Source organism: Stenotrophomonas sp. CASM101, from assembly GCF_049384845.1.
GTDB classification, from domain to species: Bacteria; Pseudomonadota; Gammaproteobacteria; order Xanthomonadales; family Xanthomonadaceae; genus Stenotrophomonas; species Stenotrophomonas hibiscicola.
Genome location: NZ_JBMRFR010000007.1, coordinates 70,215 through 91,456, shown reverse-complemented (window position 1 = coordinate 91,456; position 21,242 = coordinate 70,215). Strand labels below are relative to the sequence as shown.

The window sequence follows — 21,242 nt, the reverse complement described above, 5'->3', positions numbered from 1 at the left end:
GCGTGCAGGAGCAAGAGCAGCTGGGTCGAGCGCTTGAGGGAGCGGGGGCTGGGTGCGAATGTCCCCCGGCGCCGGCCTGCGGCCGACGCCTCCTCCTTTACTTCGCACACAGCCCCCGCTCCCTCCGCGTGTCAGGCATCCCGGCGGCCTGAGCACCGGCTCTCGACTATCCGCAAGCCGAGCCGCTGTGCGGGTGGCAGGCGTTTGGACAAAGTAAAGGAGGAGGCGACCGCCGCAGGCGGGTGACGGGAACATTTGCCCAAATGCCTGCCACCCGCGCGGCAGCCCGAACGCTCGCAATGAGAGTGATCGAGGCTCAACAAAAAAACCCCGGCAAACGCCGGGGCTTTTCATTTGGAACGGCGTGGGCGCCTTACTTCTTCTTCGGCATGTACAGATCGGTGATCGTGCCGTCGTAGATTTCCGAGGCCATCGCCACCGACTCGCTCAGCGTCGGGTGCGCGTGGATGGTGTGGCCGATGTCTTCGGCTTCCGCACCCATCTCGATCGCCAGGCCGATCTCGGCCAGCAGGTCACCGGCGTGCACGCCGACGATCGCACCACCGATGATGCGGTGGGTCTCTTCGTCGAAGATCAGCTTGGTGAAGCCCTCGGTACGGCCGATGCCGATCGCGCGGCCACTGGCAGCCCACGGGAACTTGGCCACGCCGACCTTCAGGCCCTTGGCCTTGGCTTCGGTCTCGGTCACGCCGACCCAGGCGATTTCCGGGTTGGTGTAGGCCACCGACGGAATCACACGGGCCACCCACTCCTTCTTGTGGCCGGCAGCCACTTCGGCGGCCAGCTTGCCTTCGTGCGTGGCCTTGTGGGCCAGCATCGGGTTGCCGACGATGTCGCCGATGGCAAAGATGTGCGGCACGTTGGTGCGCATCTGGCGATCCACCGGGATGAAGCCACGCTCGGTGACCTGCACGCCGGCCTTCTCGGCATCGATCTTCTTGCCGTTCGGCGAACGCCCGACGGCCACCAGCACGCGGTCGAAGGTGCCCTGCGCCAGCGCAGGCGCCTGGCCTTCTTCGGCAGCTTCAAAGGTCACGGTGATGCCCTTGGCATCGGCGGTGACGCCCGAGGCCTTGGTCTTCAGGTGGACTTCGATGCCCTGCTTCTTCAGGCGATCGGCCAGCGGCTTGACCAGGTCCTTGTCGGCGCCCGGCATCAGCTGGTCCATGAACTCGACCACAGTGACCTTGCTGCCCAGCGCGCTGTACACGGTGGCCATTTCCAGGCCGATGATGCCGCCGCCGACGACCAGCAGCGAGCCCGGCACTTCGGCCAGCTCCAGCGCATCGGTGGAGTCCATCACGCGCGCGTCGTCCCACGGGAAGTTCGGCAGCTTCACCGCCTGCGAACCGGCAGCGATGATGCACTTCTGGAAGCGCAGCAGCTGGGTGCTGCCGTCAGCGGCGGTGATCTCCATCTCGTTGGCCGAGATGAACCTGCCGACGCCCTGCACGTTGCGGACCTTGCGCTGCTTGGCCATGCCGGCCAGGCCCTTGGTCAGCTGGTTGACGACCTTTTCCTTGTACTGGCGCAGCTTGTCCAGGGTGATGGTCGGCTTGCCGAACTCGACGCCGAAATCACCGGCGTGGGCCACTTCGTCGATCACCGCAGCAGCATGCAGCAGCGCCTTGGACGGAATGCAGCCCACGTTGAGGCAGACGCCGCCGAGGCTGGCGTAGCGCTCGACCAGCACCGTATCCAGGCCGACGTCTGCGGCGCGGAACGCCGCCGTGTAGCCGCCCGGACCGGAGCCCAGCACAACCATCTCGCATTCGATGTCGGCCGGCTTGCCGCTGGACAACGCCGGCTTCGGTGCGGCCGGTTCGGCCGGGGCGCGGTGCGACGGGGTCACCGGCGGCTTGCTGGCCGGAGCAGCTGCTGCCGGAGCCGGCGCAGCGGCCTTGGCCGGGGCTTCGGCGACGCCATCAGCGTCCAGCACCACGACCACGGCACCCTCGGACAGGGTGTCGCCCAGCTTGACCTTGATTTCCTTGACCACGCCAGCAGCCGAGGACGGCACTTCCAGAGTGGCCTTGTCCGATTCCAGGGTCACCAGACCCTGATCCTTCTTCACCGTGTCGCCAACGGCGACCAATACTTCGATCACCGGCACATCGCTGTAATCGCCGATGTCGGGAACCTTGACTTCAATCGTGGCCATGGTGGTTTTCCTCGTGCCCGCCCGGCATGGCCGGCGGGCTGTCACTGCATCTGTTCACGCGGCCGCGCCAGGGGCTGCGGCCGCACGGTGGGGGCGAAGCGGTGCCTTACAGCAGCACGCGGCGCATGTCGGCCAGTACCTGCGACAGGTACGTGGTGAAGCGTGCGGCCAGAGCGCCGTCGATGACGCGGTGGTCGTAGCTCAGCGACAGCGGCAGCATCAGCTTCGGCGCGAATTCCTTGCCGTTCCAGACCGGCTGGATGGACGACTTGGAGACACCGAGGATGGCCACTTCCGGTGCATTGACGATCGGGGTGAACGCGGTGCCACCGATGCCGCCCAGCGAGCTGATCGAGAAGCAGCCGCCGCTCATGTCGGCCGGGCCAAGCTTGCCGTCGCGCGCCTTCTTGGCCAGTTCGCCGGTTTCCTGCGCGATCTGCACCACGCCCTTCTTGTCCACGTCGCGGATCACCGGCACGACCAGGCCGTTCGGCGTGTCGGCGGCGAAGCCGATGTGGAAGTACTTCTTCAGGGTCAGGTTTTCGCCGCTGGCATCGAGCGAGGCGTTGAATTCCGGGAACTTCTTCAGCGCCGCGGCGCTGGCCTTGATCAGGAAAGCAAGCATGGTCAGCTTGATGCCGGCCTTCTCGTTCTCCTTGTTCAGCGCCACGCGCAGCGCTTCCAGGTCGGTGATGTCGGCCTGGTCGAACTGGGTGACGTGCGGGATCATCGCCCAGTTGCGGGCCAGGTTCGCGCCGGAGATCTTCTTGATGCGCGACAGCGGCTGGACTTCGGTCTCGCCGAACTTGCTGAAGTCGACCTTCGGCCAGGGCAGCAGGTTCAGGCCACCACCGGCAGCGACGGCAGCACCACCGGCAGCCGGCACGCCACCGCTGAGCGCGGCCTTGACGAACTTCTGCACGTCAGCCTTGGTGATGCGGCCGCCCTTCTCGGTGCCGTTGATCTGCAGCAGGTCCACGCCCAGTTCGCGGGCGAACACACGCACCGCCGGGGTGGCATACGGCACCTTGGCCGGCAGCACGCCATCAGCGTTGAACTGCACCGGCGGGCTGGACGGGGTACCGGCCGAGGCGATCTCGCGGGCCGCCAGCTTGTCCGGCTGCGCCGGCACGGCGACCGGCTCGACCTTGGTGGCTGTCTCAGCGGCTGCAGGCGCGGCGGCAGCGGCGGCCTTGGTCGGTGCCGGCGCGGCAGCGCCCTCGGCCTCGATGATCGCAACCACATCGCCCTGCGACAGGTTGTCGCCGACCTTGACCTTGATCTCCTTGACCACACCGGCCACCGAGGACGGCACTTCCATGGTGGCCTTGTCGCTTTCCAGCGTGACCAGGCCCTGGTCCTTCTTGACCGTGTCGCCAACGGCGACCAGGACTTCGATGACCGGAATGCCGGCGTAGTCGCCGATGTCCGGCACCAGCGCTTCAACGGCACCACCGCTGGCAGCCGGGGCAGCTGCGGCCGGGGCCGGCGCGCTCTGGGTAGCGGCAGCCGGGGCAGCGGCCTTGGCCGGCGCCGGCGCGGCAGCCGCCGGCTTGGCGGCTTCCGCTTCGCCTTCAGCCACTTCGATCAGGGCCACGACCTTGCCTTCGGACAGGCTGTCGCCCACCTTGACCTTCAGCTCCTTGACCACGCCAGCCACCGAGGACGGCACTTCCATGGTCGCCTTGTCGCTTTCCAGCGTCACCAGCCCCTGGTCCTTCTTGACCGTGTCGCCGACGGCGACAAGCACCTCGATTACCGGGATATCGCTGTAGTCACCGATATCGGGGACAAGTGCTTCCTTGATTTCGGCCATGGGGATAACTCCGGCAATCTGGTGTAGGGAAACGTCTATTGTGCGGCCAGCGGGGTCCAGCGCCAACCGTTACAGGTGTTTTCAGTACGCACGCAGCCGGGACACGCTGTTGCCCATGGGTTGCGCCTGCCACCAGTCGGTAGCGTATTGTCCCTACGATGTCCGCTTCATGTCGCCAGTGCGTCTGCCACCGGCTGCCAGGCCTGGCGCAGGCGCGGCAGCGACCAGGCCGCATTGGCCGGGCTGGTCGACGGCAGTACCACCCGTTTCGGCGGGGCCTCCAACCGTGGCAGCACCCAACGCTGGAATGCCTGCGCTGACGCGGCGCCATTGCAGCCGACCAGCTTCAGCTCGGGCAACGCGGCGATCAGTTCCGGCAGTGCATTGGGCACTTCCGTGCCACGCACGATGTCCGCATCCAGACTGCCCCGGCGCTCACAGCGGCCGATCACATCCCACAGGCCGATGCCTGCGGTGTTCAACGCCTGCAGCCGCGCTGCATAGGGCAGATCCGCACTGAAGCCACAGATATCGGCCATCAACGGCCAGAAACGGTTGCGCGGATGCGCGTAGTAGCGCTGCTCCTGCAGCGACGCCACGCCTGGCATCGAGCCCAGCAGCAGCACGCGGCACTGCACGTTCACCTGCGCTTGCAGGCCAATGCACAACGTTGCTTCGCTCACATCTTCTCCAACTGCATGAATGTCAGCGAGGGCCGAAAACCCCATGAATACAGGCATTCCGCACCCGTCGCTGAACAAGGAAAACTATTTTTTAACGTGCGTCGGATTCGATTCATGTTGGGGCGACTACGGTGTGCTCGCCCCGCAACCGGGGGCCCAAAACAAGAAACATTAGGAGATACCCCCATGCGCTCCATCCGTATCCTGAGTCTCGCCCTGCTGACCTCCGCCGCCTTTGCACCGGCCGCTTTCGCGCAGGACAGCAGCAGCACCGACACTGCCTCGGGCAAGCATTTTGCCGTGGTTGGCGGCATCTCGCTGCTGGAACCGAAGAACGACCCGATCACCGGCGTGAAGAAGACCGATGGCGGCCCGGCGCCGACCGTCAGCTTCAGCTACTACATCAACGATAACTGGGCCGTTGAACTGTGGGGCGCTGCCGACAAGTTCGAAAACAAGTTCAAGGGCCCGAACAACGCCCGCCTGGGCTCGGTCGAGCAGCAGCCGGTCGCGCTGAGCGGCCAGTACCACTTCGGCCAGGCTGACAACGTGTTCCGCCCGTTCGTGGGCGTAGGCTACTACCAGTCGAGCTTCAGCAACGAGAAGCTGGGCAACGGCGCTGACACCGACATCCGCTTCAAGGATGCCAAGGGCGTGATCGGTACCGTCGGCGTGGACATGAACATCAACTCCACCTGGTTCGCCCGTGCCGACGCCCGCTACATGCGCGCCCGCCCGGACGTGAAGGTTGGCGGCGAAAAGATCGGCGAAGCCAAGATGGATCCGTGGACCGTCGGCTTCGGCATCGGCGCCCGCTTCTGATCCAGGCTGCACCTGCTTCACTGATGTAACGCGACGGGCCCTTCGGGGCCCGTCGTCGTTTCCGTCACCCGCGTTCCACCTGTAGAGCCGAGCCCATGCTCGGCTGCTTTTATGTAGAGTCGAGCCCATGCTCGACTATCGGGAAAGCAGCCGAGCATGGGCTCGGCTCTAGACAAACAGGGTGCGAAGGCGCGATGGAGGAAGTCGACCTGCTGGTGATCGGTGGCGGCATCAACGGCACCGGCATCGCCCGTGATGCCAGCGGACGCGGACTGCGCGTCCTGCTGTGCGAACAGCATGACCTCGCCGCGCATACCTCCAGTGCCAGCAGCAAACTGGTCCATGGCGGCCTTCGCTACCTCGAACAGGGCGAATTCGGCCTGGTGCGCAAAGCGCTGGGTGAGCGTGAGACGGTACGCCGGCAAGCCCCTCACCTGGTCCATCCTCTGCGTTTCGTCCTGCCCTGGGAACCGCACCTGCGCCCGCGCTGGATGCTGCGCGCGGGACTGTGGCTGTACGACCATCTGGGCCGGCGCAGCCCTGCGTTTCCCGCATCGCACGCACTGGACCTGCAACGCGATCCGCTGGGTCGCTGGCTCTCCCCCTCGCTGCGCATCGGCTTCAGCTACGCCGATGCGCAGGTCGATGACGCGCGGCTGGTGCTGCTCAACGCCCTGGATGCCGCGCAGCGCGGCGCACAGGTGCGGGTCCGCAGCCGCTGCATCGACCTGCGCCCCGTTCACGGCCGATGGCAGGCCGTTCTGGAATCCGCCGATGGCCAGCCGCACCCGGTGACTGCGCGCGCCGTTGCCAATGCGGCTGGTCCGTGGGCCGGCGGCCTGCTGGAACAGATGCAGGGGCGCGGCGATGGCCCCGCGCTGCGCCTGGTGCAGGGCAGCCACATCGTGCTGCGCCGCCCCTGGCCCAGCGACAGCGCCTGCCTGCTGCAGCAGCCCGATGGGCGCGTGGTGTTCCTTCTGCCCTTCGCCCACGACCACCTGCTGGTCGGCACCACCGACACCGACTATCGCGGTGACCCGGCGCGCTGCAGCGTGCTCCCTGCGGAGGTGACGTACCTGTGTGATGCGGCCAATCGCTACCTGCGTGATCCCATCGCAGCGGAGGAGGTGGCCTGGCGGTTCGCTGGCGTACGCCCGTTGCTGGCCGATCCCGATCCGCGTGCGGCACGACTCAGCCGTGATTACCGCCTGCAGTTGCAGTCCCACCCGGCACCGGCGCTGCACGTGCTGGGAGGCAAGCTCACCACCTACCGGGTGCTGGCCGAGGAAGCGCTGGAGCTGCTGCGGCCAGCGCTGCCGCAGATGGGCCCGGCGTGGACGGCAGGCGGAGACCCGCTGCCTGGCAGCGACTGGGGCGACGCCACGCAGGCGTGCTCGCGCCTGCAGTTGCTGGCACCGTGGTTGCCCGAGGAAATGGCACGCCGCTGGGCCGACGCCTACGGCAGCCGCAGCGCGGAGCTGCTGCATGGCCTGCAGGGTGTGAACGATCTTGGCGAAGACTTTGGCGGCGGCCTGCACGCGCGGGAAGTCGCTTTCCTGCGTGAGCACGAATGGGCCTCGAATGCCGAGGACGTGCTGTGGCGGCGGAGCAAGCTGGGGTTGCGGCTGGACGCGGCGCAGGTGGCACGGCTGCAGGCGTGGATGGAGCAAGCCGGCTCTGCAGGAAGCTGAGGTACCTTACCCCGACCGCTCTACCGGAGACGCTGCATGACGCCCCGCTACGTGCTGGCCATCGACCAGGGCACCACCAGTTCGCGCGCGATCCTGTTCGACCGTGCCGGCGACATCGTCGGCAGTGCACAGCGCGAATTCGCACAGATCTTCCCCCAGCCCGGCTGGGTCGAGCATGACCCGCGCGAGATCCTTACCAGCGTCTACGCCACGCTGACCGAACTGCTCAGCCGCGAACAGATCGATCCGCGCCATATCGCTGCGCTGGGCATCACCAACCAGCGCGAAACCACCGTGGTCTGGGACCGCGCCAGCGGCCAGCCCATCCACAACGCGATCGTCTGGCAATCGCGGCAGAGCCACGCCATCTGCGAGCGGCTGAAGTCCGACGGGCATGAAGCGCTGGTCCGCGAGCGGACCGGCCTGCTGATCGACGCCTATTTCTCCGCGACCAAGGTGCGCTGGATCCTCGACCACGTGGAAGGTGCGCAGCAGCGCGCCGAGCGTGGCGAGCTCCTGTTCGGCACCATCGACAGCTGGCTGGTGTGGAACCTCAGCGGTGGCCAGGCGCACGTGACCGATTACAGCAATGCCGCGCGCACCCTGCTGTTCAACATCCACACGCTGGACTGGGATGAAGACCTGCTGGCGCTGCTGGACATCCCGCGCGCGATGCTGCCGCAGGTGCGCGACTCCAGTGCGGTGTACGCACACACCCGGCCGCAGTTCTTCTTCGACCACCCGATCCCGATCGCCGGCATCGCCGGTGACCAGCAGGCGGCGCTGTTCGGCCAGGCCTGCTTCCAGCCGGGCATGGTCAAGAACACCTACGGCACCGGCTGCTTCATGCTGATGCACACCGGCGCGCAGGCGGTGCGGTCGCGCAACGGCCTGCTGACCACCATTGCCTGGGGCCTGGACGGGCGCGTGGAGTATGCGCTGGAGGGGTCGATCTTCATCGCCGGCTCGGTGGTGCAGTGGCTGCGCGACGGACTGCGTATGATCGAACGCGCCAGCGACAGCCAGGCGCTGGCCGCACAGGTACCCGACAGTGGCGGCGCCTACCTGGTGCCGGCGTTTGTCGGCCTCGGCGCGCCCTATTGGCGCAGCGATGTGCGCGGCGCGATGTTCGGCCTGACCCGCGGTACCCGCAAGGCGCATTTCGTGCGCGCCGCGCTGGAAGCGATGGCCTACCAGACCCGCGACGTGCTCGATGCAATGCAGTCCGATGCCGGTATCGCGCTGACCGAACTGCGCGCCGATGGCGGTGCGATCGGCAACGACTTCCTGGCCAGCTTCCAGGCAGACATCCTCGGTGTGCCGCTGCTGCGGCCGCGGTTGACCGAAACCACCGCGCTCGGTGCGGCCTATCTGGCCGGCCTGGCCGTCGGGTTCTGGTCCAGCCGCGAACAGATCACCGCGCAGTGGGGCCTGGACCGGCGCTTCGAGCCACAGATGGACGTGGCCCAGCGCGAGAAACTGTATGCCGGATGGCAGCAGGCGGTGGCCGCCACCCTCGCCTTCCACGTCGATTGAAACTGCAATGCCCTGCCCTGCTGCGGCACACGTGGAGTGACACGGTAGAGCCGAGCCATGCTCGGCCGCCGCCGGTGAAATGCCGGAAACAGCAGAGCCGAGCGTGGGCTCGGCTCTACAGGGAAGGCAGTGTCGACGAAGGTCGACACCCACCGTTCAAATCAACAGATCAGCCGCAATCAGAACGCCGGCAGCACCGCGCCCTTGTACTTGGTCTCGATGAAGGCCTTCACCTGCGGACTGGTCAGGGCCTTGGCCAGTTTCTGCACACGGGCGTCGTCCTTGTTGTCCGGGCGCGCGACCAGGAAGTTCACGTAAGGCGAATCCTTGCTCTCGATCGCCAGAGCGTCCTTGGTCGGGTTGAGGCCGGCATCCAGCGCGTAGTTGGTGTTGATCAGTGCCAGGTCCACCTGGCCCAGCACGCGCGGCAGCATCGCCGAGTCGAGTTCGCGGAACTTCAGGTTCTTCGGGTTGGCGGTGATGTCACGCAGGGTCGACAGCGCGTTGGCCGGATCCTTCAGCTCGATCACGCCGGCCTTGTGCAGCAGGATCAGCGCACGGCTGTTGTTGCTCGGGTCGTTCGGGATCACCACATCTGCGCCTTCGCGCAGCTCGGCCAGCGACTTGACCTTGCGCGAATAGGCGCCGAACGGTTCGATGTGCACGCCGATCACCTTCACCAGATCGGTCTTGCGATCGCGGTTGTAGGCATCCAGGTACGGCTCGGTCTGGAAGTAGTTGGCGTCCACCTGCTTCTGCACCAGCTGGTCGTTGGGCTGCACGTAGTCGTTGAACACGCGCACGTCCAGGTCCACGCCTTCCTGCTTGAGGATCGGCTTGACCACTTCAAGGATCTCGGCATGCGGCACGGCCGTGGCGGCCACCACCAGCTTCTGCGAGGGCTCGCCGGACGTGCCGCAGGCGGTCAGGGCCAGCGCAGCGGCGAGCAGGGGCAGCAACAGGGTCTTCTTCATGGGCGGAAGGGTTCTCGGGGGGAGTGTCAGGATTTTTCGTAGTTGCTCAGGGCCAGCTCGAGCAGCGCCTTGGCCTGCTCGCGCAGCATCACCGGCTCGATGATCTCGGCATCCGAACCATAGTGCAGCACGTCCATCAGCAGCTCGCGCGAGACGCTGTACGGCACCTTCAGTTCGTAGCGGCCATCGGCCAGGAAGCGGCCCTGCTGCTTGGAATGCCAGTGCTCGTCGGCCACCCAGCGCGCGGCCTTGGCGCTGAACAGGATGGTCGCCCAGCCCTTCGGCGCACCAGAAAAAATGCCATAGCTGGCGCCGAGCTGCTCGTCCAGCTCGCTGTCGGCGACATCGCGGGCGGTGCTGTCGATCACCCGTGCCTTGTGGATGCGGTCCACGGCGAAACTGCGCAGCGCCTCGCGGTCATGGTCCCAGGCATCCAGATACCAGTTGTCGCGATAATGGGTCAGGCGCTGCGGCGAGACGGTACGCTTGGTCGGCTCGTCGGTGGAACGGGCACGGTACTCGAACGCCAGCTGGCGGCGCTCCAGCACGGCCGAGGCAACGCTGCGGAAGCTGCCTTCGTCAAACTTGCGGCCACGGTGCGGAATCACCCGCACGCGGTCCACCGGCCAGCTGGACACGCCCGCCTGGGCCGCCAGCAGGCTCTCGATGCGCTGCTGCAGCGGCGCCAGCACCGACGACAGCACGCCACCGCCGGTGCGCGCCAGCAGGTGTTGCGAAGCCAGCAGGGCATGCAGCTCCTCCGAGCTGAGCCATAGGCCAGGCAGTTCGAAGCGGTCGCTCTCGTCGGCCTGGTAACGGAAGCCTGCCTCGCCGTCGCCCTCGATCGGTGCCATCAGCGCATCGCGCAGGAAGGCCAGGTCGCGGTAGACGGTGGCACGGGAACAACCGAGCTTGTCCTGCAGGGTCGCCACCGTTACCGGATAGCGCGCGGACTTGAGCAGACGATGCAGGGCGGTGATGCGTTCGTATCGGTCCATACCCCCGATTATGTCCGAGTCGCGGGTCTTGTGTGGGACGTTTGGGCTATCGTGGTCGCCCCCACCCCATGGAATGCCCGATGCGCCGGTTGCCTGCCCTGTCCCTGCTGGCCTGCCTGCTGCTGGCCGCCTGCGATCGCGCGCCGGCGCCGGCGGGCACCGAGGCCCCGGTACCCGCCGCCGATCCGGCACAGGCGGTGCTGGGCGCCAGCCAGCGTTTCGCCGCCCTGCGCAGCTTCCACGCCGAACTGGAAGTGCTGGGCGCGCCGCAGCGGGTACGCAGCGCCATGGACTTCGTTGCACCCGACCGTTTCCGGGTGGAGACCCCGGCCGGGCCGCAGACCATCATCGGCGACACCCTGTTCCTGCAGGCCGACGGTGCGATCCGCCAGGTGCCGGCCCCGCCCGGCCTGCTCGAGCAGTGGCGCAACCCGCTGCCGGCCGACGCCCTGCCCGCCGACCTGAAGGCCGAAGATCTCGGCAGCCAGGCGCTGGACGGGGTCGAGACCCGTCACTACCGGCTGCGCGGAAACCAGCCCGGCGAACGCCTGGAGTACTGGGTGGATGCCCAGGGCCTGCCACGCCAGATCGTGCGCAGCGGCAGCAGCAATGGCCGCAGTTTCCAGCTGCGGCTGCGCTATTCGCGCTTCAACGACCCGGCGTTGCGCGTCGATCTGCCCTGAATGGGCGGTCGCGGCAACGTCTGCTGAAGCGGGCGTTTGGATCGATTCGGACCGCCATCACGCTTCCAGTATCATCACCGGCTGTCAACCGCTTCGGAGTAGTCCCGATGTTCCTGCGCGTGTCCCTGCTGATCCCCCTGCTGCTGTGCGCGCCGCTCGCGTACGCACAGGATGCCTCCGAACTGGCGGCGATGTCCTCGCCGTGGAGCGGCAGTGGCGGCGAGCTCGGCTTCGCTTCGGCACGCGGCAACAGCAGCACCGAGAGCTTCAACGGCCGCCTGCGCCTTCGCTACACCGACGGCGACTGGGTTCACAGCATGGACCTGGCCGGCCTGCGCTCCAGCTCCAAGGTGACCGAGACCCGCGATGACGGCACCACCACCCGCCGCAACAACACCACGGCCAATCGCTACACCGGCAGTGCCGGCAGCGCGCTGCAGCTGGGCGAGCACCGCCAGCTGACCGCCACGGTGCGTACCGAGCGCGATGACTTCGCCACCTACGACCGCCAGAGCTCGTTCGGCCTGGGTTACGGCACCCGCCTGTGGAACACCGAGCGCTTCTCGTTCGATGCGCAGATCGGTCCCGGTGTGCGCCGCACCCACAGCACCGAGGACGACCGCACCCGCACCGGCATGATCGGCCGTGGCCTGTTCGACATGAAGTACTCGCTGACCGACAACACCGATCTGGTGAACACGCTGCTGGTCGAGTCCGGTTCGTACAACACCTTCGGCCAGAACGACTTCGGTGTCTCGGTGAGCATGAACGAGCACCTGGCGCTGAAGGCCGGTTGGCAGGCGCGTTACAACAGCGACGTCGCTGTCGACAAGCGCAAGACCGATACGCTGACCACGATGAACGTGGTCTACAAGTTCAAATAAGCAGAACGGGCGCCGAGGGCGCCCGTTTCGTTTTTGTAGAGTCGAGCCATGCTCGACTTGAGCGCGAAGCCCGGGATTTTCCCGGCGAAGAGCAGCCGAGCATGGCTCGGCTCTACAGACATCGGGGCTCAGGCGTTCAGCAGTTCGCCGGCGCCATCGTCCAGCAGCATGTTCGCCACGCGCTGGCCCAGCGCTTCCGGGGCATTGGCCGGGCCCACCGCCTCGGCACGCACCGCACGGCCATCGCTGGCGCTGCCAACCAGCCCCTGCAGGTGCAGGTCGTCGCCCTGCCACTGCGCGATGGCCGCCACCGGCACATGGCAGCTGCCATGCAGCGCACGGTTCATTGCCCGCTCGGCTTCCACGCAGGCACGGGTAGCCGCGTCATCAAGCTGGCCGAACAGCGCCCTCAGGTGCGCATTGCCGCCATCGCACTCCACCGCCACCGCGCCCTGCGCCGGGGCCGGCAACCACTGCGGCGGTTGCAGGCGCGCGACGATGCGCTCACCCAGGCCCAGGCGCTCCAGGCCGGCCACGGCCAGCACGATCGCGTCGTAGCCGCCGTTGTCGAGCTTGGCCAGGCGGGTGTTGACGTTGCCGCGCAGGTCGAGCAGCTCCAGGTCCGGGCGCAGCGCGCGCAGCTGGGCCTGGCGGCGCAGCGACGAGGTCCCGACCCGCGCGCCGATCGGCAGCGCGTCCAGCGAGGCGTACAGGTTGGAGACGAAGCCATCGGCCGGATCGTGTCGGGGCAGGATTGCCGGCAGCGCGAACGGCTCGTCCAGTTCCATCGGCACGTCCTTCAAAGAATGCACGGCGCAGTCGGCCTCACCGCGCAGCATGGCCAGCTCCAGTTCCTTCAGGAACAGGCCCTTGCCACCGATCGCGGCCAGCGAGCGGTCGAGCACCTCGTCACCGCGGGTGCTCATCGGCACCAGTTCCACATGCAGGCCGGGATGGGCCTGGCGCAGGCGGTCAGCGACGTGTTCGCTCTGCCAGAGGGCGAGCGGGCTCTTGCGGGTGGCGATGCGGACGGTTTCCATCCGGTCATTATCGCGCCTTCGGCGCGGATACGGCCAACGGCGGAGCCCCTCGTGGCTGGCTGGGGGTATGGTTGAAGCAACAGCCGTGCTGGGCCGGGCGGGATGGACTGCGCAGGGGCCGCTGCAAGTACGTCCATGTAAGCTCGGTCGCCGCATCCATGCGGCTCACGCCCCTGCGCAGCCCACCCCGCCCGGCCTCTGACAGTTTCCGTGTGCGCCAGCCACGGAAGATCAAAAGAAAAGCAGAGCAACAGCGGGTCGCTTCGCTCTAAGTCGAGCATGGCTCGACTCTACATTCCTCTACCCCTCCGATAACAACAATACCTTTGCCGTCCGACGCTGAAATCTGTCGAAGGCGGAACGGTGTGGGCATGCAGGGGTGTGAGCCGCATGGATGCGGCGACCAAGCCCCCATGGATGGGTTCACGGCGTCCCCTGCATGTCCACACCGTTCCGCCACACCCGCCGCAATACAGAGCCGACCAAGTTGCTGTTGCTGTTGCTGTTGACCTGAAAGCAGTCGCGGCCGCAGGCCGCGCGGACCACTCACAGATGCCGCAGTTCCTGCTTCAGCGTCGCCACGCAGCGGCGGCTGACTTCCAGCGGTTGCTTGCCATGGCGCAGCATCGCCTGCACCTGGCCGCCCGTGCCACGACGCAGCTCCACCAGCTCATGGCGTGCCACCAGGCAGTTGCGATGGATGCGGATGAAGCGGCTGGCGAACTCCTCTTCCAGCGACTTCAGTGACTCTTCGATCAAGTCTTCTCCACGTGCGTGGTGCACCACCACGTACTTCTCTTCGGCCTGCAGGTAGTGGATGTCGTCCAGCGGGATCAGCCGCAGGCTGCCGCGCAGGCGTGCGCACAGCATGCTCCGTGCCTGTTGCCCACGATGGTCCTGCGGCTGGCCATCACGGCCGGCCAGGAACGTGCGTGCGCGTGCAATCGCCGCCGCCAGGCGTTCGGCGCGCACTGGTTTCATCAGATAGTCGATCGCCGCAGCCTCGAACGCCGACAGCGCATGCGCATCGTAGGCGGTGCAGAACACCACCGCCGGCCGGGGTTCGAAGCTGGCCAGATGACGGGCCGCTTCCAGGCCATCCAGCCCGGGCATGGCGATATCCAGCAGGACCAGGTCCGGCTGCAGCTCCGCGCACGCGTGCAGGGCCTGCTCGCCGTTACCGGCCTCGGCCACCACGACCACGCCGTCCTGCGCGGACAACAGGCTGCGCAGGCGCTCGCGCGCCAGCGGTTCGTCATCGGCGATGACTACCCTCACGATCGCTCCCTCACTGGATCGGCACTGTCACCTGGCAGGCATAGTAGCCCTCGCTCCAGCCAGCCGTCATCCGCGCGGCCCTGCCGAAACGCCAGGCCAGCCGATGGCCGATGCTGTGCTGGGCATGGCCGGCACCGCGCGCCAGGGCCAGTCCGGGCGCCTGCGGGTCGGGCGCCGGGTTGCGCACGCGGATCTGCAGCTCGTTGCCCTCGCGCACCAGCTGCAGCTCGATGGTGCCGCCCTCGGGCAGCCGCGAGATGCCATGCAGCACGGCGTTCTCCACCAGCGGCTGCAGTACCAGGCGAGGCAGGGGAAGATTCCAGGGCAGCGGCTCATCGCGCTGCCAGCGCACCTGCAGACGCTCGCCCAGGCGCAGTGATTCAATCGACAGGTAGCGCTCGGCCAGCTCGCATTCGTCACGCAGGGTGGAATCGCCCTCGCCCGCCCCCAGCGCCGCACGGAACAGATCGGACAGGTCCAGCACCGCACGCTCGGCCACCGCCGGATCGCGATGCAGCAGGCTGGCGATCAGGTTCATGCTGTTGAACAGGAAATGGGGGCGGATCCGCGCCTGCAGCGCATCGGCCTGTGCGCGTGCGTTGGCCTGCACCTGCGCGGCCCAGCGGTCACTCACGTAGAAATAGCGCAGGGCCAGCGCGGTGATCAGCGCGGTGGTGGCCGCGCTGCCCAGCGTGAAGCGCCAGAAGCTGATGCCGCGGGCGAAGTTGTCGCCCAGCACCGCGTACAGCGCATGCACGATGCCGGCGCAGATCACCGCGATCAGTGTCGCCAGTGCGATGGCCGCCACAGCCCCCAGCACCTGCGGCAGCCTCGACAGCGCCTGCCGCAGCAGGCACAGGCTGGCGGTCACCGCCAGCGCAAGCCACAACGCGAAGCCGCTGGCCGACAGCAGTTCGCCGAAGGTCCAGTGACGGCTACCGTCGGGCGCCAGCGCCAGTACCACCACCACCAGCTCGGCCAGGCCGAGCATCGCCGCCAGCCGCGGCAGGCGGCACAGTTCCGGCATCCACGGCGGGGCGCTGGCCGGTGACATGGCTCAGGCAGCGCCCAGGCGTTCCTGCAACCAGTCACCCAGCGCCTGGATTTCTTCGGCGCAGACCTGGTGGGCCATCGGATAGCTGTGCCACTCCACCTCCAGGCCCATCGCCTGCAGGGCCTGCGCGCTGTGTACGGCCACCGCCTGCGGAATCACCGGGTCGCTGCTGCCATGGGCCATGAACACCGGCACCTGCACCGCACCGTCAGCGCGCTTGGCGCTCTCGGCCTCGGGCAGGTAGGTGGACAGTGCAATCAGGCCGGCCAGTGGCGCCGTGCGTGACAGTGCGGCGGTCAGGATGATCGCGCCACCCTGCGAGAAACCGGCCAGGAAGATCTTCTCCGGAGCGATGCCGCGCTCGATCTCACGCGCGATCAGCGCATCCAGCTGCAGTACCGAGTCCTGCACGCCGGCCATGTCGGCGCGCGAGCGGAAATCCATGCCGACGATGTCGTACCAGCCGCGCATCGGCACGCCGTTGTTGATCGTGATCGGCCGCACCGGCGCATGCGGGAACACGAAGCGCAGCGCTGGCCAGTGCGGACGCACCAGCTCCGGCACGATCGGCGCGAAGTCGTGACCGTCGGCGCCAAGGCCGTGCAGCCAGATCACCGACCACTGCGGCGAGGCGCCGGTTTCCTGTTCCACCGTTTGCAGCATGATGTGGCTCCTTCAAGTTCGAGCCGCATTATGCCGCTGCCGCCGGGCGATCAGTACAGCGGCGGTTGTTCGGCCGCTTCCCGGCGCAGCTGTGCAGCGCGTACCAGCACCGGCGGCGGGATGTTCTCTTCGGGGATATCGAGCAGGCCAAGCCGATGCAGGAAGGTACCCGGCCCGCGCGATGACGTCAGCGCCACCACCGGGACCGCCAGCACCATGCCGATCACCACCGGCGCCATCCACGCGGCCAGCGACGGCGATACGGCCCAGGCCAGCACGCCCATGAAGGCACCGAATACGCCGAGGCCGCCATAGCCGCGGATCAGCGCCAGCCACGAGATACCACCGTCGTCACGCTGCTGCGCGTCCCAGCCGGAATCGCGCCCGGACAGCACTTCGGCGACGCCGCGCGACTGCACGTACATCACCACCGGCGCCATCAGCGCGGCCAGTACGGTTTCCACCAGCATCGAAACGAACGCGCGGATCGCGCCACCACAGCCACGACGGTCGACCGGCTCCAGAAGCATTGCCAGGTACCCCAGCACCTTGGGCAGCAGCAGCACGGCCATGGTGGCAGCGAACAGGCGAACCACCTGTTCTTCGTCCTGTGCGCGCCAGTAAACGCTGGGCGACAGGTGCAGCAGGGCGTTGAAATCAATGCCTTCCTGGAACAATGGAATGGCGATGCCGATCAGCATCAGCATCGCCCACATCGGCGCGGTGAAGTAATGGCCGATGCCGATCAGCATGTGCGTGCGGCTGATCCAGTGCAGGCCACGGCTGCCGACCACCTTGCCGTGTTGAAGGTTGCCCTGGCACCAGCGGCGGTCGCGCACCAGCAGGTCAGTCAGTGTCGGAGGGCCTTCCTCGTAGCTGCCACCCAGGTAGGGCACCATGTGCGCGGCCCAGCCACCACGCCGCATCAGCGCCGCTTCGACGAAGTCATGGCTGAGCACATGGCCGCCGAACGGCTTGCGTCCTGGTAGCGCTGGCAGGCCGGCGTGGTCTGCGAAGGCGCGGGTGCGGATGATGGCATTGTGGCCCCAATAGTTGCTCTCGGCGCCATGCCACCAGGCCACGCCACGCGCAATCACCGGCCCGTACACGCGGCCACCGAACTGCTGCATGCGCGCGAACAGGGTACGGCCACCGATCACCGACGGCAGGGTCTGGATCAGGCCGACGTCGGCGTTGTGTTCCATGCCGGCCACCAGGCGCACGATGCTGTCGCCGGTCATCAGGCTGTCGGCGTCCAGGATCAGCATCTGCGGGTAGGCGCCTCCGAAGCGGCGCACCCAGTCGGCGATGTTGCCGGCCTTGCGCCCGCTGTTGTCGCCACGGCGGCGGTAGAACAGCCGCACCCGGCCATCAGGTACACGCTCGCGCAGTTCGGCAAACACCTGTTCCTCGGCACCGGCGATGTCCTCGCGGCGGGTGTCGCTGAGCACGAAGAAGTCGAAGCGGTCGAGCTGGCCGGTGGCCGCCACCGACTCGTAGATCGCCTGCAGGCCCGCCAGCAGGCGGCGCGGGTCTTCGTTGTAGGTTGGCATCAGCAGCGCGGTGCGGCTGTGTACCGTAGGCAGCGGCTTGTCCGGATCGATGCCCAGCCGGTAACCCCGGTCGAACACCGCCGTCAGGAAGCCGGCCACGGCACTGGCGAACGACAGCGCAATCCAGGCGAACAGGCCGACGAACAGCACCAGCAGGCAGGCTTCAAGCACGCTGATGCCGTTGGCCGACAGCACCCGCCACATCATCCGGGTAGCGATGGCGGTCATCGCCAGCGTGCCGCCGAAGATGTAGAACCGGCGCAGGCCGATCAGCCGCGGCGAGGTGCGGTGGCGTCGAACCTTCAGATGGCCCTCGCGCAGGGTCTGCTCGGGCATCTGCAACGGCGATTCCACCGGCAGCAGCGCCCAGCCGGCATCAAGCCGGGGCGTATCCGCTTCCGCATGGATGGTCTGCACCCCCATTGCCGCCTACTCCGCGCGGTCGGCACGGCCGGCCATCCCGGCCGGGCTGCATGCACCAAGGTTCCCGGCGCGCTTTCCCGGCGCCCGCACTTGTCCTGGCTGCGTCGGCCTCACGCCGCGCAGTCGCTGTCTGTCACTACCGGAACCCACACGATCTCCAACAGGGCGGAATCGAAAATGCGGCCCAGTCTAGGGCGCCGGATGTAAGCCGGGTGCGAAGGCCTACGCCGGGATTTATCCCCATTCAGCAAACAGCAGGCGAGTCTGGCAGCCAGGTATCGGATGCCACCTCGTCGCCTCCTGTGCTGGATCGTAACAAATGCGAACGGTTATCATTTCATGAACCAGGCAGGTTGCCGTCGTCCGCACGGTCAAAACCCACCCAGCTGCGCCGGTTCCAGCCCCGGCGCCGTACGACCCATGGAAGGGAGCTGCCCGCTGTCTGCGTGCGCCTGCTGCCTCCATCGGGTCTCCCTCCTCCGATGGAAGCCATCATGCCCCTGTCCCGTTCCCGTCCCGCGCGCCCGCCGCGCACCCGCTTGGCCAGCGCCCTGGCCGCCGCCTGCCTGCTTGGCCTGCCCGGCATGGCTGCCGCAGAGGCCAGCGCCGATGCCTCCACCACGAATCTGGATACCGTGGTGGTTACCGCCTCGGGCAACCAGCAATGGATCAAGGATGCCCCGGCCAGCATCAGCGTAATCAGCCGCGAGGACATCGAACGTCAGCCGGTGCACGACCTGGCCACCCTGCTCAGCCGTGTGCCGGGCGTGACCGGTGGCCTCAGCGCGGTCGGCGAGCAGTCCAAGATCAAGCTGCGCGGCATACCGTCGAACTACACGCTGGTGCTGGTGGACGGCAAGCGCATGGGCAGCTCGGCGTCGACCAACTACCGCCCCGACCTCGGCCGTCAGGATCTGAACTGGATCTCGCCGGAGCAGATCGAACGCATCGAAGTGGTGCGCGGGCCGATGTCGTCGCTGTATGGCTCCGATGCCATGGGCGGGGTGATCAACATCATCACCAAGCGCATCGGTGATGACTGGAGCGGCAGCGCCACCCACAGCTACACCCGCCCCGCTGACGGCAAGCGCGGCGATACCCAGCAGATCGGCGCAACGTTCTCCGGCCCGCTCGGCGAGCGCTTTGGCCTGCGCATCGGCGCCAACAGCATGCGCCGCGATTCGGACCGCTCCAACGGCGGTGTCTACGGCAATGCCTATGCGGGCGAGAAGGACCGCAATGTCGACGCGCTGCTGCAGTGGAACCTGAGCGACGCACAGGCGCTGTCGCTGGAAGCCGGCCATGGCGTGCAGCAGGCCTTCATCGATGCGTCGCTGGAAAAGCAGGATGAAAGCGCGTGGGGTGCCAGTGAGCTCAAGCGCAGCTCGCTGGCGCTCAACCACAATGGCAAGTGGAGCTTCGGCAATTCGAAGATCAGTGCGTACTCTACCGAGTACAGGAACAACATCGGTGCTACCGGCCGTTCCGAAGCAACAGATACGATCATCGAGGGCAACCTGACCACGCCGTTCACCCTCGGCGTTGAACACCAGTTTGCCGTGGGCGGCCAGTGGAAGCGTCAGGAACTGACCAACACCGATACCATCGGCCGCGCGCCGATCGACTATGCCGGCAATGCCGTCAGCGGTTCCGATCTGGAAGTGGATACCTGGGCCCTGTTCGTAGAAGACGAACTGAAGCTGCACCGCACCCTGGCACTGACCCTGGGCGCGCGCCTGGACCACCATGAGAAGTTCGGTGGCCACGTCAGCCCGCGCGCCTACCTGGTCTGGCATCCGGCCGAGCAATGGACCATCCGCGGTGGCGTTTCCAAGGGCTTCCGCGCGCCCAGCCTGACCGAGAACTCGCCCAGCGCCGCCACCCAGTCCGGGGGCCGTGGCTGCACCTCGCTGATCCCGCTGGGCTATACCCGCGGCGGCTGCTACATGGCCGGAAACCCGGACCTGGACCCGGAAACCAGCACCAACCGCGAGATCGGCATCAGCTTTGGCAACGACCTGGTCGATGCCGGCCTGACCTACTTCCACACCGACTTCAGGAACAAGATCGAGTACGCACCGCTGGGCAGGTTCAACGGCATCTGGTGGACACGGATGAGCAACGTGCAGCGCGCACGCACCAGCGGCATGGAAGGCAACCTCAATTTCCGCTTCGGCGAGCACTGGCGCTGGCGCACCTCGGCGACCTGGATGAAGGAAGCCAGGAACCTGACTACCGGCCGCAACCTGATCGATACGCCGGAATTTTCCGGCTATTCGTCGCTGGACTGGACGCCCAACACGGTGTTATCCAGCAGCCTGTCGGCGCAGTACACCGGCAGGCAGACCGGCACGGCGACGACCTTCCTCAAGGCCTACACGCTGTATGACCTGACCGCAGCGCTTAACGTCAACGAGGTGCTGACCCTGCGCGGTGGCATCAGCAACCTGGCCGACAAGACGCTGTATGCCGAAGGCTCCACCGACTACTTCGTCGCTGGGCGCAGCTACTTCATCAGCATGACCGCACGGTTCTGAGCCGCGCGCGCGCCGTGATCGCGCTGGCGTGATGCCAGCGCGATCAACGGTGGCGGATTACTCGCTTTCCAGCGCGGCTGGCGCCGCGTCCCGCGTGGCGGCCGTGCGCGCACGGTCCATCGCCACCGCCAGTTGCTGGCGCGCGAGCAGTTGTTGTGCCTGCACCACTTCAGGTGTCGGCAGGAGCACCGGCCCCGGTGCGTTTTCCGGTGTAGCAGCTGTGGTCATGCAACCTCCATGGACATCCCGCCGCCGCCGGGGTCAACCGCGGCGGCAGCGGAACTGCGCACCCTAACCTAAAAACAAGGCGGGCGGGTGACGGTGCGGCGCCGGGCCGCAGCCGTCGGAACAAGGCAGGCGTCACATTTTTGACGGCAGCGCTTGGATCCTGAATAGGACTTGTCCTATCATGAAAACGTTTTCTC

17 protein-coding genes are annotated in these 21,242 nt (G+C 67.0%); 6 read left to right on the top strand and 11 right to left on the bottom strand.

Annotated features, from left to right (window positions below):
• Positions 1-373: 373 nt before the first annotated feature.
• From lpdA to VG543_RS12165, 3 genes are all read right to left on the bottom strand, one after another.
• Positions 374-2,182 carry a dihydrolipoyl dehydrogenase gene (gene lpdA, locus VG543_RS12175; RefSeq protein ID WP_423178612.1) on the bottom strand — a complete coding sequence of 603 codons (1,809 nt, stop codon included), beginning with the start codon at positions 2,180-2,182 and terminating at the stop codon, positions 374-376.
• Between the two features lie 106 nt (positions 2,183-2,288).
• Positions 2,289-3,998 carry a dihydrolipoyllysine-residue acetyltransferase gene (aceF, locus tag VG543_RS12170; protein WP_111102934.1) on the bottom strand — a complete coding sequence of 570 codons (1,710 nt, stop codon included), beginning with the start codon at positions 3,996-3,998 and terminating at the stop codon, positions 2,289-2,291.
• A 167-nt stretch (positions 3,999-4,165) separates the two neighbouring features.
• Complete coding sequence (locus tag VG543_RS12165) at positions 4,166-4,681, bottom strand: DNA-deoxyinosine glycosylase (protein ID WP_423178613.1); 516 nt, start codon at positions 4,679-4,681, stop codon at positions 4,166-4,168.
• 186 nt (positions 4,682-4,867) lie between these two features.
• Between VG543_RS12165 and VG543_RS12160 the strand changes: the two genes are divergently transcribed.
• From VG543_RS12160 to glpK, 3 genes are all read left to right on the top strand, one after another.
• Positions 4,868-5,503 (top strand): OmpW/AlkL family protein, encoded by a 636-nt coding sequence (locus VG543_RS12160; protein WP_019660737.1) that lies wholly within the window; start codon positions 4,868-4,870, stop codon positions 5,501-5,503.
• Between the two features lie 194 nt (positions 5,504-5,697).
• Complete coding sequence (gene glpD, locus VG543_RS12155) at positions 5,698-7,194, top strand: glycerol-3-phosphate dehydrogenase (RefSeq protein ID WP_423178614.1); 1,497 nt, start codon at positions 5,698-5,700, stop codon at positions 7,192-7,194.
• Between the two features lie 36 nt (positions 7,195-7,230).
• On the top strand, positions 7,231-8,730 hold the full coding sequence (glpK, locus tag VG543_RS12150) for a glycerol kinase GlpK (protein WP_423178615.1): 1,500 nt from the start codon (positions 7,231-7,233) through the stop codon (positions 8,728-8,730).
• Positions 8,731-8,909: 179 nt separating this feature from the next.
• Here the strand turns inward: glpK and VG543_RS12145 are convergent, their stop codons facing one another.
• Together VG543_RS12145 and VG543_RS12140 are read right to left on the bottom strand one after the other, a co-directional pair.
• Complete coding sequence (locus VG543_RS12145) at positions 8,910-9,704, bottom strand: MetQ/NlpA family ABC transporter substrate-binding protein (protein ID WP_134730010.1); 795 nt, start codon at positions 9,702-9,704, stop codon at positions 8,910-8,912.
• A 26-nt stretch (positions 9,705-9,730) separates the two neighbouring features.
• Positions 9,731-10,702, bottom strand: a complete 972-nt coding sequence (locus VG543_RS12140) for a helix-turn-helix transcriptional regulator (RefSeq protein WP_019660741.1) — start codon at positions 10,700-10,702, stop codon at positions 9,731-9,733.
• 80 nt (positions 10,703-10,782) lie between these two features.
• Here VG543_RS12140 and VG543_RS12135 point away from each other — a divergent pair, with 80 nt between their 5' ends.
• Both VG543_RS12135 and VG543_RS12130 read left to right on the top strand, forming a co-directional pair.
• Positions 10,783-11,385 carry a hypothetical protein gene (locus tag VG543_RS12135; protein WP_069139700.1) on the top strand — a complete coding sequence of 201 codons (603 nt, stop codon included), beginning with the start codon at positions 10,783-10,785 and terminating at the stop codon, positions 11,383-11,385.
• A 107-nt stretch (positions 11,386-11,492) separates the two neighbouring features.
• Complete coding sequence (locus VG543_RS12130) at positions 11,493-12,269, top strand: DUF481 domain-containing protein (protein ID WP_019660743.1); 777 nt, start codon at positions 11,493-11,495, stop codon at positions 12,267-12,269.
• 128 nt (positions 12,270-12,397) lie between these two features.
• On the opposite strand, the gene hemC is transcribed toward VG543_RS12130, so the two are convergent.
• The 5 genes from hemC to mdoH all read right to left on the bottom strand — a co-directional run bounded on the left by hemC (position 12,398) and on the right by mdoH (position 18,280).
• On the bottom strand, positions 12,398-13,309 hold the full coding sequence (hemC, locus tag VG543_RS12125) for a hydroxymethylbilane synthase (RefSeq protein ID WP_111099183.1): 912 nt from the start codon (positions 13,307-13,309) through the stop codon (positions 12,398-12,400).
• Between the two features lie 546 nt (positions 13,310-13,855).
• On the bottom strand, positions 13,856-14,587 hold the full coding sequence (locus VG543_RS12120; protein ID WP_019660745.1) for a LytR/AlgR family response regulator transcription factor: 732 nt from the start codon (positions 14,585-14,587) through the stop codon (positions 13,856-13,858).
• A gap of 10 nt (positions 14,588-14,597) precedes the next feature.
• Positions 14,598-15,641, bottom strand: coding sequence for a sensor histidine kinase (locus tag VG543_RS12115; protein ID WP_423178616.1), 1,044 nt, complete (start codon positions 15,639-15,641; stop codon positions 14,598-14,600).
• 3 nt (positions 15,642-15,644) lie between these two features.
• Complete coding sequence (locus tag VG543_RS12110) at positions 15,645-16,304, bottom strand: alpha/beta hydrolase (protein ID WP_019660747.1); 660 nt, start codon at positions 16,302-16,304, stop codon at positions 15,645-15,647.
• A 50-nt stretch (positions 16,305-16,354) separates the two neighbouring features.
• Positions 16,355-18,280, bottom strand: a complete 1,926-nt coding sequence (gene mdoH, locus VG543_RS12105; protein ID WP_019660748.1) for a glucans biosynthesis glucosyltransferase MdoH — start codon at positions 18,278-18,280, stop codon at positions 16,355-16,357.
• Positions 18,281-18,774: 494 nt separating this feature from the next.
• Between mdoH and VG543_RS12100 the strand changes: the two genes are divergently transcribed.
• Positions 18,775-20,817 (top strand): TonB-dependent receptor domain-containing protein, encoded by a 2,043-nt coding sequence (locus tag VG543_RS12100; RefSeq protein ID WP_423178617.1) that lies wholly within the window; start codon positions 18,775-18,777, stop codon positions 20,815-20,817.
• Between the two features lie 57 nt (positions 20,818-20,874).
• On the opposite strand, the gene VG543_RS12095 is transcribed toward VG543_RS12100, so the two are convergent.
• On the bottom strand, positions 20,875-21,045 hold the full coding sequence (locus VG543_RS12095) for a hypothetical protein (RefSeq protein WP_021204097.1): 171 nt from the start codon (positions 21,043-21,045) through the stop codon (positions 20,875-20,877).
• Between the last annotated feature and the right edge of the window lie 197 nt (positions 21,046-21,242).

Excerpts from the sequence above, each read along its gene's own strand:
- lpdA (WP_423178612.1), bottom strand. The coding sequence starts at position 2,182 with ATGGCCACGATTGAAGTCAAGGTTCCCGACATCGGCGATTACAGCGAT.
- aceF (WP_111102934.1), bottom strand. The coding sequence starts at position 3,998 with ATGGCCGAAATCAAGGAAGCACTTGTCCCCGATATCGGTGACTACAGC.
- VG543_RS12160 (WP_019660737.1), top strand. The coding sequence starts at position 4,868 with ATGCGCTCCATCCGTATCCTGAGTCTCGCCCTGCTGACCTCCGCCGCC.
- glpD (WP_423178614.1), top strand. The coding sequence starts at position 5,698 with ATGGAGGAAGTCGACCTGCTGGTGATCGGTGGCGGCATCAACGGCACC.
- glpK (WP_423178615.1), top strand. The coding sequence starts at position 7,231 with ATGACGCCCCGCTACGTGCTGGCCATCGACCAGGGCACCACCAGTTCG.
- VG543_RS12145 (WP_134730010.1), bottom strand. The coding sequence starts at position 9,704 with ATGAAGAAGACCCTGTTGCTGCCCCTGCTCGCCGCTGCGCTGGCCCTG.
- VG543_RS12140 (WP_019660741.1), bottom strand. The coding sequence starts at position 10,702 with ATGGACCGATACGAACGCATCACCGCCCTGCATCGTCTGCTCAAGTCC.
- VG543_RS12135 (WP_069139700.1), top strand. The coding sequence starts at position 10,783 with ATGCGCCGGTTGCCTGCCCTGTCCCTGCTGGCCTGCCTGCTGCTGGCC.
- VG543_RS12130 (WP_019660743.1), top strand. The coding sequence starts at position 11,493 with ATGTTCCTGCGCGTGTCCCTGCTGATCCCCCTGCTGCTGTGCGCGCCG.
- hemC (WP_111099183.1), bottom strand. The coding sequence starts at position 13,309 with ATGGAAACCGTCCGCATCGCCACCCGCAAGAGCCCGCTCGCCCTCTGG.
- VG543_RS12115 (WP_423178616.1), bottom strand. The coding sequence starts at position 15,641 with ATGTCACCGGCCAGCGCCCCGCCGTGGATGCCGGAACTGTGCCGCCTG.
- VG543_RS12110 (WP_019660747.1), bottom strand. The coding sequence starts at position 16,304 with ATGCTGCAAACGGTGGAACAGGAAACCGGCGCCTCGCCGCAGTGGTCG.
- mdoH (WP_019660748.1), bottom strand. The coding sequence starts at position 18,280 with ATGGGGGTGCAGACCATCCATGCGGAAGCGGATACGCCCCGGCTTGAT.
- VG543_RS12100 (WP_423178617.1), top strand. The coding sequence starts at position 18,775 with ATGCCCCTGTCCCGTTCCCGTCCCGCGCGCCCGCCGCGCACCCGCTTG.
- VG543_RS12095 (WP_021204097.1), bottom strand. The coding sequence starts at position 21,045 with ATGACCACAGCTGCTACACCGGAAAACGCACCGGGGCCGGTGCTCCTG.